General features: G+C 44.6%; 13 protein-coding genes. 2 read left to right on the top strand and 11 right to left on the bottom strand.

Annotation, left to right across the window (positions count from 1 at the left end; translation table 11 throughout):
* Positions 1-40 precede the first annotated feature (40 nt).
* The 5 genes from NEJAP_RS09385 to NEJAP_RS09365 all read right to left on the bottom strand — a co-directional run bounded on the left by NEJAP_RS09385 (position 41) and on the right by NEJAP_RS09365 (position 5,237).
* Positions 41-1,405, bottom strand: a complete 1,365-nt coding sequence (locus NEJAP_RS09385; RefSeq protein ID WP_201350359.1) for a glutamine synthetase family protein — start codon at positions 1,403-1,405, stop codon at positions 41-43.
* Between the two features lie 53 nt (positions 1,406-1,458).
* Complete coding sequence (locus tag NEJAP_RS09380; protein WP_236591137.1) at positions 1,459-2,202, bottom strand: N-formylglutamate amidohydrolase; 744 nt, start codon at positions 2,200-2,202, stop codon at positions 1,459-1,461.
* A gap of 37 nt (positions 2,203-2,239) precedes the next feature.
* Complete coding sequence (locus NEJAP_RS09375) at positions 2,240-3,568, bottom strand: TRAP transporter large permease (RefSeq protein ID WP_201350358.1); 1,329 nt, start codon at positions 3,566-3,568, stop codon at positions 2,240-2,242.
* Positions 3,565-4,104, bottom strand: coding sequence for a TRAP transporter small permease subunit (locus tag NEJAP_RS09370; protein WP_201350357.1), 540 nt, complete (start codon positions 4,102-4,104; stop codon positions 3,565-3,567). Before NEJAP_RS09370 ends, NEJAP_RS09375 begins: the two co-directional genes overlap by 4 nt.
* An 80-nt stretch (positions 4,105-4,184) precedes the next feature.
* Positions 4,185-5,237, bottom strand: coding sequence for a TRAP transporter substrate-binding protein (locus tag NEJAP_RS09365; RefSeq protein ID WP_201350356.1), 1,053 nt, complete (start codon positions 5,235-5,237; stop codon positions 4,185-4,187).
* A gap of 223 nt (positions 5,238-5,460) precedes the next feature.
* On the opposite strand from NEJAP_RS09365, the gene NEJAP_RS09360 reads away from it, so the two are divergent.
* Positions 5,461-6,354: a MurR/RpiR family transcriptional regulator gene (locus tag NEJAP_RS09360; protein WP_201350355.1), complete on the top strand. Its 894-nt coding sequence runs from the start codon at positions 5,461-5,463 to the stop codon at positions 6,352-6,354.
* 94 nt (positions 6,355-6,448) lie between these two features.
* On the opposite strand, the gene NEJAP_RS09355 is transcribed toward NEJAP_RS09360, so the two are convergent.
* A complete protein-coding gene (locus NEJAP_RS09355; protein ID WP_201350354.1) occupies positions 6,449-7,411 on the bottom strand; it encodes an NAD(P)-dependent oxidoreductase in 963 nt (320 codons plus the stop codon).
* Between the two features lie 287 nt (positions 7,412-7,698).
* Here NEJAP_RS09355 and NEJAP_RS09350 point away from each other — a divergent pair, with 287 nt between their 5' ends.
* Positions 7,699-8,607, top strand: coding sequence for a LysR substrate-binding domain-containing protein (locus NEJAP_RS09350; protein ID WP_201350353.1), 909 nt, complete (start codon positions 7,699-7,701; stop codon positions 8,605-8,607).
* A gap of 118 nt (positions 8,608-8,725) precedes the next feature.
* Here NEJAP_RS09350 and NEJAP_RS09345 read toward each other — a convergent pair whose 3' ends face one another.
* The 5 genes from NEJAP_RS09345 to NEJAP_RS09325 all read right to left on the bottom strand — a co-directional run bounded on the left by NEJAP_RS09345 (position 8,726) and on the right by NEJAP_RS09325 (position 16,336).
* A complete protein-coding gene (locus NEJAP_RS09345; protein WP_201350352.1) occupies positions 8,726-9,454 on the bottom strand; it encodes a class II aldolase/adducin family protein in 729 nt (242 codons plus the stop codon).
* Between the two features lie 12 nt (positions 9,455-9,466).
* Positions 9,467-10,606: a TauD/TfdA family dioxygenase gene (locus NEJAP_RS09340; protein WP_201350351.1), complete on the bottom strand. Its 1,140-nt coding sequence runs from the start codon at positions 10,604-10,606 to the stop codon at positions 9,467-9,469.
* 89 nt (positions 10,607-10,695) lie between these two features.
* The gene (locus NEJAP_RS09335; RefSeq protein ID WP_201350350.1) at positions 10,696-12,117 is read right to left on the bottom strand and encodes an aldehyde dehydrogenase family protein; all 1,422 of its coding nucleotides are present in this window, start codon (positions 12,115-12,117) and stop codon (positions 10,696-10,698) included.
* A gap of 371 nt (positions 12,118-12,488) precedes the next feature.
* Positions 12,489-13,367 carry a DMT family transporter gene (locus NEJAP_RS09330; RefSeq protein ID WP_201350349.1) on the bottom strand — a complete coding sequence of 293 codons (879 nt, stop codon included), beginning with the start codon at positions 13,365-13,367 and terminating at the stop codon, positions 12,489-12,491.
* Positions 13,368-13,420: 53 nt separating this feature from the next.
* Complete coding sequence (locus NEJAP_RS09325; RefSeq protein ID WP_201350348.1) at positions 13,421-16,336, bottom strand: insulinase family protein; 2,916 nt, start codon at positions 16,334-16,336, stop codon at positions 13,421-13,423.
* Positions 16,337-16,584: the final 248 nt, after the last annotated feature.

Below are 16,584 nucleotides of genomic sequence, written 5' to 3'. Positions count from 1 at the left end.
GCATTGCTGTTTTTAAGCATCGTTGTTATTGCAGGTATTACTAAGCACGCTCAAAACCACGTGCTACTTCCCAATCGGTTACGCGCTTGTCATGCTCTTTCTGTTCCCAGCGTGCGGCATGTACATAATGATCGACAACATCATCACCAAAGGCTTCACGTAGCATGGTTGAAGCATCCATTTTTTCTGTAGCAGCCCTAAGCGTATTTGGTACCTGTCTGGCATTTTCACCTGCGTAAGCATCACCGACAAACTCAGGCTCTAATGCTAGCTTTTGTTCAATGCCTGCTATGCCTGATGCCAGCTGCCCCGCCAGTGCAAGATACGGATTTAAATCAGCGCCGCCAATGCGACACTCAATACGAATCGCTTTTGTACCTTCACCACAAAGCCTAAAACCAGCCGTACGGTTATCCAAACTCCACACGGCTTTTGTCGGGGCAAACGTACCTTCTTGGAAACGCTTATATGAGTTTATATACGGCGCTAACAGATAAGTCACATCATCTGCATGTGCAAGTAAACCTGCTAGATAGTGACTCATCAGTTCAGACATACCATGAGGGCGGCTTTCATCTAAAAACAACGGTTTTCCGTCGAGGCTCCACATAGACTGATGCACATGCGAAGAACTACCAGCAGCTTCGTTGTGCCACTTAGCCATAAAGGTAATGGCTTTACCGTGTTCCCAAGCGATCTCTTTGCACGCATTTTTAACAATGGAATGTTGGTCTGCTGTAGTAAGTGCTTTATCGTATTTTATGTTGATCTCTTCTTGCCCAGCAGAGGCCTCACCTTTAGAGCATTCCACGGCAATTCCAGCACCGTATATGCCATTACGCATGGCTCGGATCACACCCTCTTCCTTGGTGGTTTGAAAGATGTGGTAATCCTCGTTGTAAGCACTTGCTAGCTTCATATCACGATAGCCAGATTCACACGCCTGAGTGTAACTCTGATCAAACAGAAAGAACTCTAGCTCGGTCGCCATCATAGGCTGGATACCCATCGCACTTAGTCGCTCGATTTGCTTGCGCAATATAGCGCGTGGCGAGTGAGGTATTGGGTTGTGATGATGATCTAACACATCGCATAATACTAATGCGGTGCCTTCTAACCACGGTACGCGACGAAGTGTGCTCATGTCTGGCTTCATTACATAATCACCATAACCGGCTTCCCAACTTGTAGACTTGTAACCGTCTACAGTTTCCATCTCTAGATCTGTTGCCAGTAAGTAATTACAGGAGTGTGTTTCTTCGACTGCATGATTGATAAAGTAATCAGCATGAAAACGCTTTCCCATCAAGCGTCCCTGCATATCAACCATACAGGCCAATACCGTATCGATGCTTCCTGTCGCAAATTCTTGTTTTAATTCTTCCAGCGTCAGCATAGCGTTCATCAGGTTTCCTCTTTAAATCGGCTAAATTCTTGTTAAGTTGTAAACGTTATCAGCTAGGTAAGGCTATTTAACGTCTCGGCCACTAATGTGGCGCACTCTTGCTGCCCTGCATCATCAACAATCAAGTCGTTACGCACTTCTAGCATGACATTAGGTATTTGCTGCTCATCACCGTGACGAGTCACCATATGTAATACTGGGTCTGATGGCCCATAAGGCTCATTCATGCGAATATCAAAGTGACTCAGCTTGCGGGCTCCTCGGTAAAACGAGTTTGCAAACGTATTGTTTTCGTGGCAAATGACACCTAGCTGCACAGCTCTATTTACCCCCATAAATACGGGAGTAAAACTATGAATAGTTACCAGTATCGTTGCTCGCCCTGCTGTCTTTCGTGTTGCAATTTGCGTTGCAATTTCTTGATGAAACGGCTCATAGATACGTTCTACCCGGTAATTGCGCTGTTCTGCTGTTAGGGCCTTATTACCCGGAATCTCGGTGACTTCACTTAGCGGCGGTATGGCGCTCGCTTCACTAGGAGGACGATTACAGTCATAAAGTAAGCGCGAATAACGCTGCAACACCAAGCTCGCATCCAGCATGCTGCTTAACGCTCTCGCCATGTCCGCAGCGCCAATATCCCACCCTATATGACTGAGCCGTTCGGCTTGGCTTATTCCTAAATTGGTGAAACTATCTGGGATGTAATGGCTGGCGTGCTCGCACACCAGCAGTACATCTGATTCTCCCAAAGGATTAACTAACTCTACCGACGACTGTTCTAAACCTTGCATCATCACAGTAGTCATACTCCTACGATTATTTTGAACATCCTTATTTCGTACCGAAAACTAACTCAGGTAACCACAATGTTATTTGCGGGAAAGCCATAAACAACATCAGTGCAAATACCATGATGGCAACAAATGGCGTGATGGATTTATAAATATCCACTAGCCCGACTTCCTTTGGTGCCATCGCTCGCATGAGGAATAAATTGTAACCAAAGGGTGGCGTCATATAGGCAATTTGGCATGTCACTGTATAGAGTACACCGTACCAAATAGGGTTGAATTCCAACGCAATGATTAACGGGATATACAGCGGAGCTACAATAACCAGCATTGCTGTATCATCCAGAAACATTCCCATAATGATGTACGATAGCTGCATCATCACCAGTACTTGCCACGGACTCAAACCCCACTCTTCAAGGAATAATGCTTCAATTGCTTTTACGGCACCCAAACCATCAAATACTGCGCCAAAACACAATGCAGCCATAATGATCCACATAAACATACAGCTTACCCCTAGGGTTTTACGTAGTGTCGTATGAATCAATAAAAAGTTAAGACGCCCCTTTAGCAAAGCAGCCAACATAGCCACTGACGAACCAACAGCAGAGCATTCAACTAGGCTGGTATAGCCCATTAAGAACAACCCAATGACTGAAAAGATAACAAATAGAGGCAAAACACCGGCACCAAGCAACATATACTTTTCTTTACGTGTGATCTGATCACGCTCGGCCTGAGGTAAGGGAGGCCCAAGCTCTGGTTGTAGATGACAACGAATAACGATGTATCCAATAAACATCACTGCTAGGATCAAGCCAGGAATCGCTCCTGCCAACCACAGCTGGCTAACCGGCTGTCTGGCAATCATGCCATACAGCACAAGTACTATACTCGGCGGTACTAGAATACCCAGCGAGCTACCTGCTTGGATAACACCCGTGACCATGCGCTTGTCATAACCGCGTTTGAGCATCTCTGGCAACGCGATACTGGTTCCTATGGCCATACCAGCAACACTCAAGCCATTCATCGCCGAGATAGCGACCATCAATACTATCGTGCCTATACCTAAGCCTCCTTTCAGAGAGCCCATCCAGACATGCAACATTCTATACAGGTCTCCGGCCACCCCGGACTCTGAAAGCATATACCCCATAAATACAAATAGTGGCAAGGTCAGCAGCGGATACCAGTTCATCAATTTCATCGTGGCATTAAATGCCATTTCTGAACCACCGTCCCCCCATAATGCCAGTGAAGCAACAACAGCGACAAAACCTACAGCACCAAACACTCGCTGACCGGTTAACAGCATTAGCATTAATGACGAAAACATCAGCAAAGCAATCATTTCATAACTCATACAGATGTTTCCTCTGGATGCTGTTCAACATCAAAAGGCTTACCTATGGCATCAGCTACATTCTGAGCAAAGGTTGCCAGCACCTGCAGTAACATCAAAGAGATTCCCACTGTCATAATAATTTTTACAGGCGCCAGTGGCGGTGCCCATGAGGAATAATTTTTCTGTCCATACTCAACGGCGTAGATTGTGCTGGATAATGCGCCAAACAACAGCATGCCCAAATAAGTCAATAAACATAGAACGGTGAACGCATCTGTAATCGCTTGTCTTTTAGCAGACCAGCTACCATAAAAAACATCCATGCGAACGTGAGCATCCATCTGCATGGAGTAACCGCCGCCCAAAAGATAGTAAGCAGCCATAGTAAACTGCGCCATTTCGATCACCCATATTTGCGGTGATCCCATGCCTTTGGATATAGATGAGAACAACAAAATCCCCATCAACACTAGTACCAAGTACATGGCAAATATGCCCACTGTACGATTAAACTTATAGATAAATCGTACATAGGCTTGAATCGCGTTATACACAATTACGTACCTAGGATAGAACTGAGAAGCCCTCTTTTACCGGACGGCAAAAGAGGATCTAAGACAAAAACACAGAAGATTTAACTATAGCGGTACGGACGTCCCGCTTTATTCATGACGTCGTTATATTTCTTGAAGATCTCAACAACCTTCTTAGTACGTGGGCTTGTCTCGGCGATTTCATCCCAGAACTTATGCGCTTCGGCTTCAACCGTTTCCCACTCTGCATCTGGAATAGTGGTGAGCTTCATTTTAGTGCCTTCGGTACGTAGTTTAGCTTCACCACCCCAATACCAGTGCTGGCGGTAATAATGAGAACTATCCATACATAGTTTCCATAGCTCTTTTAAATGCTCAGGTAATTCATTCCAAGAATCATTATTCGCAAAGAAAGAACCACTCCAGGCACCTGAAATATTGTTCGTCAGAAAGTAATTGGTTGCATCAGCCCAACCTACGGTGTAATCCTCAGTGATACCTGACCAAGCAATGCCATCTAGCTCACCTGTTTGCAGTGCGACTTCGATATCTTCCCACGGTAACGTTACCGGGATAACACCAAAGCGATTGAGAAAACGACCCGCTGTAGGAAAAGTAAAGACACGCTTACCTTTAAGGTCAGCAAGGCTATTAATTGGCTCTTTTGTTGCAAAATGGCATGGGTCCCATGCCCCTGCACTCAACCATTTAACACCGACTTCATCATATGCTTCTTCCCAGATCTCTTTTAAGCCGTATTGCTCAAATAGTACAGGAACATCAAGGCTATAACGGGTTGCAAAAGGGAAGTAGCCACCAAATACCGAGATATCTACGGGCGCGCCCATCGAGTCATCATCACTCTGTACCGCGTCGATTGTTCCCTTTTGAAGAGCACGAAATAGCTCAGGAGTTGGCACTAGTTGATCTGCATAGTAAAGCTCAATTTCCATTTCGCCATTAGCAGCAAGGTTAAACGCATCTACTGCAGGCTTGATAACATGAGCGCCTAGCGCTGCACCTGCGTACGTTTGTAAACGCCATTTAATCGGAGCTTTTTTAGCATGAACATAAGGTGCAGTTGCACCCAGTGTCGCAGCAGCTGCTCCACCGACAACGGCTTTCTTCATAAAATCGCGTTTATTCTTATTCATTTTCAGTCCTCTGCAACATGAGATTATTTTTTTTGTATTGCGAACTTCACGATGTTTTCTAATCTTTCGTTTCGAAAGCTTGCTGGATTACAACTCAACGTTGAGTTCAACACTGAAACAACCGATGTAAACATTTATACATTACATTTTTTACTTGTCAATTTTTTTATGTGATGTACATTACAAACCTATTACAGGATTATTGATAACTGGGCGTACACTTATGATCGACATATTAACGAAGCAAGATAACAGCCATACCATTGCTGAACTTATCCGTTCCCAGTTAAATAAGTTCAGCCCAGCAGAAATAAAAATTGTTAATCATCTACTGGCCAATTACCCGATGGCCGGCATGGTGTCTATTACTGAACTCTCAGAAAATTGCGGAGTATCCACCCCTACCGTAATGCGCACGCTCAAGAAAATTGGCTATTCAAGTTTTACGACTTTTCAAAAAGAGTTAAAAGACGAATTACAGCAAACGCTGTCTGACCCCATTACTAAACATGACCAATGGGCAGCAGATGCACCAGAAAGCCATGTACTCAATAGAGTAGCGGACACAGTCACTACTAATTTACGGCACAGCCTAAACCAAGTTAGCCATGAGCAGTTTGATGCCATTATTGATTTGCTAGCAGAGCAGGATAAAGCATTGCATATCGTGGGAGGTCGTATCACCAGTGCCTTTGCGCGTTATATGAATACGCATTTAGAAGTCATACGTGAAAATGTTTACATCTTTCCTGAAGCTGTTGCTCTGTGGCCACATCATTTGCTGAAAATAAAACCGAACGATGTTCTTATCGTGTTTGACGTACGCCGTTATGAGCAAGACCTAATCACCATTAGCCGCTTAGCTAACGCACGTGGCGCGAAGATAATCCTCTTTACCGATCAATGGCTCTCACCTATTGCCAGCGATGCTATTCACACGCTACCCATCCGTATTGAAGGTAAATCTGGTTGGGACTCTGGTGTCGTTACTTTGTTTTTTGCAGAAGCGATTGTGGTCGCGTTAGAAGAAAAACTCTGGACGCAAACCTCCGAGCGTATGCGTGAGCTGGAAGATATGTTCGATCTAACAGAGCGCTTTAAAAAGCGCATAGAGTAACCTCTGTGTTTATTTTAAATAACCTCGACAGACCATCTTTTTTGAGATGGCCAGCCTTCAGAAAATAACAAATGATGCATCTAAAACCTTTCGGTTAAGCGCATAAACCTTTGGCAATGATTTCAGCACCTGACTCTTCCGGTTCATCATCTACCATTTCAGCAGGAAACCCAGGCGCTAACACTCGAATGTCGCAGGCTTCCTCTAATCGCTTGATGATATTAGGAGACAATTCACGTGCCCCGTAACGCTTCTGACCATCCTTAAAGATATCCAACACTAGGGAGGATATTTCCAGTGGTACATCAAGGCGCTTACCCAGCGCATCAAATAAGCCAACATCCTTAACCACCAGGTCCATGGTGAAGCTAATATCGCGGCTGCCATTAAGAATTACTTGGGATTCTGTTTCGTGTACAAATGAGTTACCCGAAGAGATACGAATCGCCTCATAAGTTGTATTGAGGTCCATACCTGCTTTCTTTGCAACTGTAAGAGCCTCAGCCAGAGCGCACAGATTGGTCGTGGCCAGGTAGTTGGTTAGCACTTTTAGAACGGAGGCTGAACCAATCGGGCCTGTGTGTAGAACTCGACGCCCTAATGTCGTCAGTAATGGCAAAACCTTTACGAACGCTTCGCGATCACCTCCGGCGAAAATAGAAATATTACCGGTAGCAGCACGATGACAACCACCAGAAACAGGTGTTTCCATTGCAGATGCACCTGTTGCTTCAACTAACTCTGCCAAACGGCGAACCTCAGATTCGTCAGTAGTGCTCATTTCCAACCAAATCTTCCCCGTTGTGAGCCCGGCAATCACACCATCATCCGCTTCCATTACTTGCGAACAAGCAGCAGGGGACGGCAAACATGTAAAGATTAAATCTACCGCTTCTGCCATCGCCTTAGGTGTGTCGACCCAGAATGCTCCCTTGTCGATAAAGGGCTGAGCAACTTCAAGATTAAGATCTAAGACTGTCAAATCGTATCCATTACGTAGCAAGCTTCCTGCGAGCTTTCCACCAACATTACCTAAACCGATAAATCCAACTTTCATAAAAAAACCTCATCATACTTACTGTGAATAATTGATGAGTCACGGCTAGTCAACGCAGTGTTACTACGTGACATTAAAACCAAAACTTTCAATTCTGGCCGGTAATTTTCATTATATTATCGACCTTCAATTAAGCGTATTCGGAGTTTGTATTAGTAACAATTGAACATTTTTTAATTATTGGTAAAAAAAATGCTTCAACTTTTTATTTCATTTTTTAGGCAGCGGTAGTAGCGTTAAGCCCATTATTAGACTGTCCCTAATTTCTTGTTAAGAGCCTTGTAACTATGTCAGATGCTATCAATTTGCGTAAGCTCCCACCGCTAAAAGCTTTAAAAGGCTTCGAGACTGCCGCCAGGTTACAAAGTGTTCGCGGAGCTGCCGAGGAATTGAACCTGACTCACCCTGCCATCACTCACCAGATTCAATCACTGGAAGACAACCTGGGCACCAAACTTTTTGCTCGCGATGGGCGTAACGTAATCCTGACAACAGAAGGCAAACTCTTTTATCCCTATGTACGTGAAGCACTCGAAAAGCTAATCAATGGTACTGAAGCCGTTCGACGAGCAACAACGTCCCAGCCGCTACGCATTCAAGTCTACGTGACCACATCTATTCGCTGGTTAGCACCTCGACTATCACAGTTCAGAGCAGAACATCCAAACATTAAGCTGCATCTCATGACGTGCAGTGCCGGCTGGGAATTTGACGAAGCGGATGCGGATATTGGTTTGATCTATCGGGATAAGCCCGTACAGCCGCACCTTCATTGGACCAAGCTGTTCGACTCAAAACTATTCCCTGTTTGTAGTCCGTCTTTAATCGAGAAAAAGGAAAGCAAGCTTCAGCCAAAAGACCTTCTAAACTTTCCTTTGATAATGGTTTATACCGAGGGTTGGAGCTGGGATGACTGGTTTAGCGCTACTAATGCTAGCCCAAACGAAATTACCAATTCGATTATTGTCGATACCCTTGCTATTGCCCTTGAAATGGCATTAAGGGGAGAAGGAATTGCACTTGTAAATGGTGTCTCTGCTGATGATGATCTAAAGTCTGGTCGCTTAATACAACCCATCGATTATATGGTTGATGGGCTAGGTGAGTGGGGCGTAGTTTGCCGCAAAGATATCTGCAACGATGAGCGTGTAATTACCTTTATAGACTGGTTGTCGAGGGAGGCAGCCAAAAGTTAGACTTCGACTCCAACAACTGGCATCGCCAAATATATCTCATAGATCAGCATAGATCAGCATAGATCAGCATAGATCAGCATAGATCAGCATAGATCAGCATAGAGTATTAACACCCTCTCTATTCCCGATAGGAATTATCTTTTCGATCGAGCATCCCTTTTAGTTGCTCAAAGTGAGCTAAAGACTGGCCACGAAACTCATCCCAACTTTCTGCTGTTTCCCGAGCTAACTCATGAGGAAGAACATTAAGTGGCTGGCCCGTTGAATAAGCCAATACCATCGTTTTACACGCTTTTTCTAAATAATACAGATCCTCAAAGGCTTCAGCGACCGACTCACCTAAAACAGTTATTCCGTGGTTACCCATCATCAATGCTGCTTTACCAGCAAAAGTATCCATGATGCGCTTACCTTCCTCATCACTGTTGGCAATGCCGCCAAAGTCAGTGTCATAGGCAATGCGCTCGTAGAATCGTGCTGTATTATTATCGATCGGTAATATTCGAGGATCTTTCAAGGTCGATAGGACCGTAGCATAAGTAGAATGTACGTGCAGGATGACACGCGCTTCGGGCAAAGATCTATGCACATTGCCATGAATACTCCATGCAGAAGAGTCTGGCGCCTCAGCGCTCTGCATAATACTGTCGTCTTCGCTATTGAGTAGCTGCAGGCTACTCGCTGTAGCATTAGCAAAGTGCATCCAGCGACGATTCATAATAAACTGCTTACCGTCCGGGGAGACCGCTGCACTTAGATGGTTGGCAACCGATTCATGCATACCCTCTTCATAAATCAGCCTAAAAGCAGCCGCTAGATCGACCCGTAGTTCTTGTTCAGTTTGCACTGTACTTCTCCCTTAGTAAGCTTGGGTCGATGGTATCTCTTCCATCTTAGGATACCTAGCACGCAAGACACGGTAGGTGCTGCGAAGCTCACCACGGTCCACATAACAACCGCGCAAATGCCTTTCACCACTGCCTTCAATAAAAGCGGCTCGGCCGTGAGCAATACGGTGATTATCAAAAACAATGCATTCCCCAGCGTTAAGGCGAAAATTCATCAGGTACTGTGGGTCTTGCAGCATTTTCCCGAATTTTCTAAATGCAGGATAAAAGGAATCCATTTCACGCTGTGGGAAGTCAAATACATCCGCGAGGTGCTGGCTATAATTAATACCGCTAACTTCCCCATTATTAGGATCCAGTTCGATGATCCTCTGCTTAGTGCGTACGTCCTGACAACCGGTGGTGTAACGGTAAGGCACTTCATACTCAGTGAGTATCCTAAAGTAACTTGGGTAATTCTCTTTTAATACATTAGCAACGGCTGTCGCATCAACAAAGAGGCTATTCCCACCTTCTGCATCATTAACCCGGCAGTGTAAAAACTGAATACCTGGAGCAAGTTCTTCTGCTGGGAGATCTGTATGCAGTTCTAACGCTTTACTAGTGTACGCAAGATTTTCAGGATTCGCTTTTGATTTCACGTCAAATACATAACCTGAAAAAGATGGGCGCACGGTACCGAACAGTTCGCACAGAGTTTGTAGCCCTTCGTCTAAATCCGGCATTCCTTGAATAAGAGCAACCCCTTCATCAAGCATCGCTTGCGCCCAATTCGCGACACTGGCAGGATTAGTCACAACATCTTCATAGGTAAAACGCGCCATGTCTGAATAGTGGTCGCTATACCAAGGTTTACGAGTACGAATAGCCAAGTCGCCATGATTTTCTCCTTTGAACCAACGCCTAAGCCAATTAAGCTCGTAGCAGCTCTGGTGACCATCACTCCAAACAATTTCTAGCACATCATCATTTAACTTAACCGCTGAAGGGCATAGGTCATCCGGCTCTTCGAGAATATCAAAAGTACGTTCCTGAGTACTGCTATCCCACGAAGTCGGACAGCTGTCTCGTAACCAGAAGTAGTTAAAGTACGCTATTTCTCCTTTAACAGGCAGTTCTAAGCCAGTTTCTAGCAATACAATATCAGACATCCAGAGGCACTCCCTTATTGTTATTTTGTTATATGTAAAGAACAGCATATATGTGGGCTATCGTTGTTAATTCATGGTAATCATACGCGCTACCCGCAAATCACCGCCTTCGTTTCTATATACTCAGACATCCCTTCAGCGCCCCATTCACGGCCATTACCTGACTTTTTATAACCTCCAAAGGGGGCATCAATTGAGAAATAGCTGCCCTGCAGATAACATTGTCCCGCCCGAAGGTGACGAGCAATACTCAACGCACTGGCTTTGTCTTTAGCAAAAACAGCCGATGACAGGCCATATTCACTATCGTTAGCAATCTCGATTGCCTCTTCAATACAATCGTAGGTAAGAATACACAGCACGGGTCCAAAGATTTCTTCTCGTGCGATAGACATATTAGGTGTCACACCTGAGAAAATAGTCGGTTTAACATAGTAGCCTTGCTGCACTTTGTCAGGCATCTCTATGCCACCTGCTAACAACTGGGCCCCCTCAGCTATACCTTGATTGATATACTTAAGTACTGTTTCTTTTTGACGCTTTGACGACATTGGCCCCATTGTCGTTATCTCGTCCAGAGGGTCACCGACTACTTGTTCTTGTAAAACCTGCGTAGCCAAATCAGCCACTTGCTGATAACAACTACTGGGTACCAACATGCGTGTTAATGCATTACATGTCTGGCCGGTATTACCCATAACATCTTCCACACCATAACGAACCGCTGCAGCAATATCAGCATCTTCGGTGATGATATAAGCAGATTTCCCTCCCAGCTCCTGACAAACACGTTTAACCGTAGGAGCCGCGGTCTTGGCCACTTCAATGCCCGCCAATGTAGAGCCGGTAAAGGACACCATATCGACTTCAGGATGGCCCGACAGGATAGGCCCTATATCACGCCCATGGCCGAACACTAGATTAAATACGCCCGCAGGCAATCCTACTTTATGAAAAATTTCCGCCATAATTAAATCGGCAAGCGGGGTCTGTTCCGCCGGTTTCGTCACAATCGTACAGCCCGCCGCCAATGCTGGCGCTACTTTACCGATCAACTGATGCAGTGGATAATTCCATGGATTGATAAAAGCACACACACCTACCGGTTCTTTTAAAATCAATACAGATCCCTTCTCTTCAACCTCTTCCATTTGTAGTGCAAGTTTTGCGTAATAGCGCATCGCATCTATCGGGCAATCAACATGAAAAACACCTGCGATATTTTTAGGGCAACCCATTGTCATTACATGAGCATCAACTAAATCGTCATAACGATTTCCCATCTCATTAGCAACCGCATTCATTAAGTCTGCACGTTCTTTGGCTGAAGTCATTGACCAACCTTTGAAAGCCTCTCGTGCAGCAAGGACCGCTGACTCGACATCCACACTGTTGCTCAAAGATACGGTTGCACAAGGTATTTCCGTGGCAGGGTTAATAACCGTGAGCGTTTGGCCACTTGTTGGGGTTTGCCACTTACCGTTGATATATAACTCATTAATAATTTTCATTGTTGCTGACCTTAAACGTTTATAAATATTTCACGGCTGGTATACCGGCACGCATGTATGCATCAACAACTAAACACCTCTCAGCTCAAAGATGTTATTCAAACAGATTCCTTGAGAAAATAACTGCAACATTAACGAATACCGAATGCTTGTCATTTAAATTTCGACACTCATTAAGAATCACCTAGTCAGATTAAGTCTTCATGGAAGACACGACAATTTAGATTTTTCTAACCTAATGGTAAAAACTATTTACCGATTGGTTAACGATAGGCATATCACGCTGGATACAAAGAGGATTTTTTACGACTTGAATATAGTGCCACCTTCATTGATGGCCCATAGGAATATGAATATTTTGCTAATTTCATTTATCTTGGATGTTTTTGTGCTCTTTTCTTTAGCATCGCCATTAGCCCTGCCATTGTAATAAGCACCATACCAACCCAAGTATTCCAACCTAGGCTTTCTGCCCAAATCCACCAGCCAAATATTGCAGCAAAAGCGACTGATCCATAGGTAAATGGCCCCAACTGCCCCGCAGGTGCATAGCTATAGCCTTTGCTCAATAAGAGTTGTGCCACCGTGGACGTTGAGGCCAACAGTAGCAACCAACTAAATTGTATCGCTGTTGGCATTTCCCAGACAAGTAACGCGGGTATAGCTGACAGTAACGCACTGAAAAAAGCAAAATATAACACAATACGTTGCGGGCTTTCTGTGCCCACCATACGGCGAATAGTCACTTTAGCTAACGCGCCTAGCATAGCCCCAACTACCGCGATGATAACAGCAAAATTCAAGCTACCCTCGTGTGGATTAAGAACAGTATAAACCCCAATAAAGCCAATCAGTATTGCAAGCTTGGCACGCCCACTGATATTTTCACCTAGCCAGTAAAACGCTATCAAGGGCATAAAAAACGGTGCGGTTTGTTTAAGTAATGCTGCTTGAGCTAAGGGTAAGTGCCCCCAAGAATAATACAAACAGCTCATCGCGGTGACACCAACGGCTGCTCGCATAAAATGAAAACGTAGCAAGTTTGTGCGAATCGCTTTGGTGCCATTTTTGAGCAACCAAGGCATCAATAACATTAAGCCAAATAGGTTACGTATAAATACGATTATTTCGGTAGGTAGTTCGCCACTAATTTGTTTTATGACCATCCCTGAAAAAACCAAAAATAGTTCAGACAGTAGAATCAATAAAGCACCTTTGTAAATGGCATTATCAGTAAAATTGTTAGTCATAACGAGAAGAGCACCCTTGCGGGTGCTCCAACGGCCTTCCTTGAGTCAATTGATTACAGTGCGATCACTTCAAACTGGTCTTCCAGACCTTTGGCTTTTTCTACACTGGTCACTGCAGCAATACTGGCCAGTTCTGACTTAAGGTATTTTGCAGCAACACGTTTAAGGTCATCAGTTTTCACATTCAGAATGCGCTGACGAAAAGCTTTACGATGCTCTGGTGTGCGCCCAAAGAGTGAGCTGTGGTATGCCCCTTTAGCTTCACCTGCTGGCGAGCCTGGTTTATCAATAGAGCTCACAACGCCCAAAATAGCCTCTTCAAGCTTGGCTTCATCATGATCATTATCCAATAACCAGCTGACGGACTCGTCGAAATCATCCAGCGTTTCTGTTAAGCGCGGGTCACGATAAGAGAAGAAGCGAAACACTGCTTCGCCACTGTCTTGCCCTGCTCCCGAACCATATGCACCACCTTGTTCACGTATCGCGCGATGCAAGAAGCCATTTCGTAAGAAATCACCCAGTATTGTTAACGCAGCTGAATCTTCATGATCAACAGGTACGGTAGGATACGCTTTTGCACAAAAGCTCACCTGAGTACTGGTGGTCCAAAGTTGTTTGACAACTTCACGTGTCGGCTTAAGAGCCAAGCTAGAAGTAGTAGCCCCTTTTGATGCCCCCCATTGCTGATTCATAGAAGCGGCTAGGGATTCTTTCTGCTCAGGTTCACCTATCAATAAGAAACGACGCGGCGCTTGTTTGATTTTCTCATGCATCGCAACCAGTTTTGCAGACAACGCCTGAAGTGCCGCTGGATCGTCTAGTTGCTTATCCAGCGCTTTAACAAAGCGAATGCTTTCTAACCCACGTGATTTTTGGTCTACGCGTGCGACTGGGCTTAACTGCGCAGCAGCAGCCATAATTGCAAGGCTATGGCCTTGGCCTGTAATGCTTTGCTCTTTGCGGCTACGTTGTTGAGAAACGATCTCTCGTAGACGAGTCGTTTCATCAAAACGCGCTTCATTTAATGTCTCATGCAGCAAATTGGTGAGCGCTTCTTGATTATGCAGTAACGCCTTACCGGATACGACAAAGTAGCCGCTAACGCTTTGCTCATCATCCGTCGCACCGCGCATTGTGGTATACGCGCTTACACCACCTGAAATTTGCACATGATATTGCTGGTTCTCTTGGTAGCTTCTATCTGCACAACCAAGCTCAGTCATGCAGTGACTAAATAACGGCATGATTTGTAACTCATCATCGCTGAGTTCAGGCAGATCAATGATCACCTGCTGATACACCAAACCATTTGTGCCTTGGCCATACCAGTCAAACGTTTGGCCTGCTAAAGTTTCTTGCTCACTTATAGGCACGTGCATCTGTGTAGGCACATCTTGCAAAGTTACTTTAGGCAAGATCGATTCATCATCGAGTTGCATCTGACGTGCTTCAAGTGCAGCCGCCTGGTCAATTACAAACTGTGTTTGCTCTTGTGACAAGCCCGATTTGATAACGGCAAGCTTGGCTTTTTCATCTATATCTTTACGCTCTGTCATTTTATTATCAGGGCGTAAAGTCAAACGTACACGGTGAGTGTTATCTAAAAGTAGCTCACGAATCATTGAAGGAATAAAGTCAGGGTCCTTAATAAGTTCTCGTAGTTCATCCAGTACAGGATCAAGATTCAAGAGCGCTATTGGATCACCGCGATGAATAGCAGACGACACAGAGGCCATGATCAGGCTCAAGCCATAAGGATAACCATCACCACTGATTTCACGCTGGCCAAGTTCTAACTGATGCAACTGTGCTTCAACCATAGATTGCGGCACACCGTCTTTTGCAACACGTTGCAAGGTCTCTAAAATAAGCTGTTCAAATGCTGCCGCACTTTCAGGTTCACTACCTTCCAGACCGCACATGAATGACATCTGGCGATTTGAGTCTTCTAAGCCACATAATGGTGAAGGTGCACTACCGAGCTCTGAGGACTCTAATGCATAGCGCAACGGAGAAGCACTGTTGTCTAGCAGCACACGAGATAACAAATGCGCCTTAAGCTGCTCTTTGAGGTCAATTGACTGTCCAAGCAACCATGACATCACGTGATGAGTTTTTCCTGAGACATCGTCTTCATCAAGCGCGTAGGCCTCTTCTACCTTAACCGGTGAGAAGATGTGCTTTTCGTCTGACACTTCAATATTGATATCCAACTTTTCAAAATTACTAAGAGCTTGCTCATCAAAGCGTGTTTGTAGCTCTTTAGCTGGAATATTACCAAAGGTCATAAAGACCGCATTACTCGGATGATAATGAGTACGATAAAAAGCCAATAGCTCATCGTAAGAAAGGTCCGTAATGCTGTCTGGATCCCCACCGCTGTTAAAATGGTAAGTCACGGTTGGAAATAAATACTTAGTAGCTGTTTGCCATAAGGTAGACACAGGTGAGCTCATCGCACCTTTCATCTCATTAAGCACAACACCTTTATATACCAATGGTGATTCTGGATTATTCGGCTCTTCAAACTCCACACGATGCCCTTCTTGTGCAAAATCTAACGGATCAAGCCTAGAGTAGAAAGTAGCATCAAGATAGACATCAAGTAGGTTAAAGAAGTCTTTACGGTTTTGGCTGGCAAATGGGTAAGCAGTCCAGTCGGAGCTGGTGAAGGCGTTCATAAAGGTATTAAGAGAACGACGCGTCATCATAAAGAACGGGTCCCGCACTGGGTAATGCTCACTCCCACAAAGCGCAGTATGCTCAAGTATGTGCGCTACACCTTTTGAATCCATCGGCACAGTTCTGAAAGCAACCAAAAATACATTCTCATCTTGGTCCGCTGCAATATGAAAGTGCATAGCACCCGTCACTTTATGTCTGTATTCCTCTACATGGACATTAAGCGATTCTATTTTTTCTGAACGGATAAATTCAAAGCTGGTATGAGCATTTTCTGCAGGCATAGAAATTCACTTTCCTTATATTCATCAATCTGTAACAGGCACGAAGCACACTATTGTGCCATGTATTAGGGAATTGTAACGACAAAAGTGGGCTTTGCGTATTAGATTTAACCAAACCCCACCTGCTATATACATATTTTCTTAATAATAGACGAGAAACTGTTGCTTAAATTGCACGATTGTTTCTTTTAATGAACATGCGACTTATTGATAAATACCTAAAATACAATTAATTAGCTTTTATATGC

The organism is Neptunomonas japonica JAMM 1380 (genome assembly GCF_016592555.1).
Lineage (GTDB): Bacteria > Pseudomonadota > Gammaproteobacteria > Pseudomonadales > Balneatricaceae > Neptunomonas > Neptunomonas japonica_A.
This window is presented reverse-complemented; position numbering and strand designations above follow the sequence as displayed.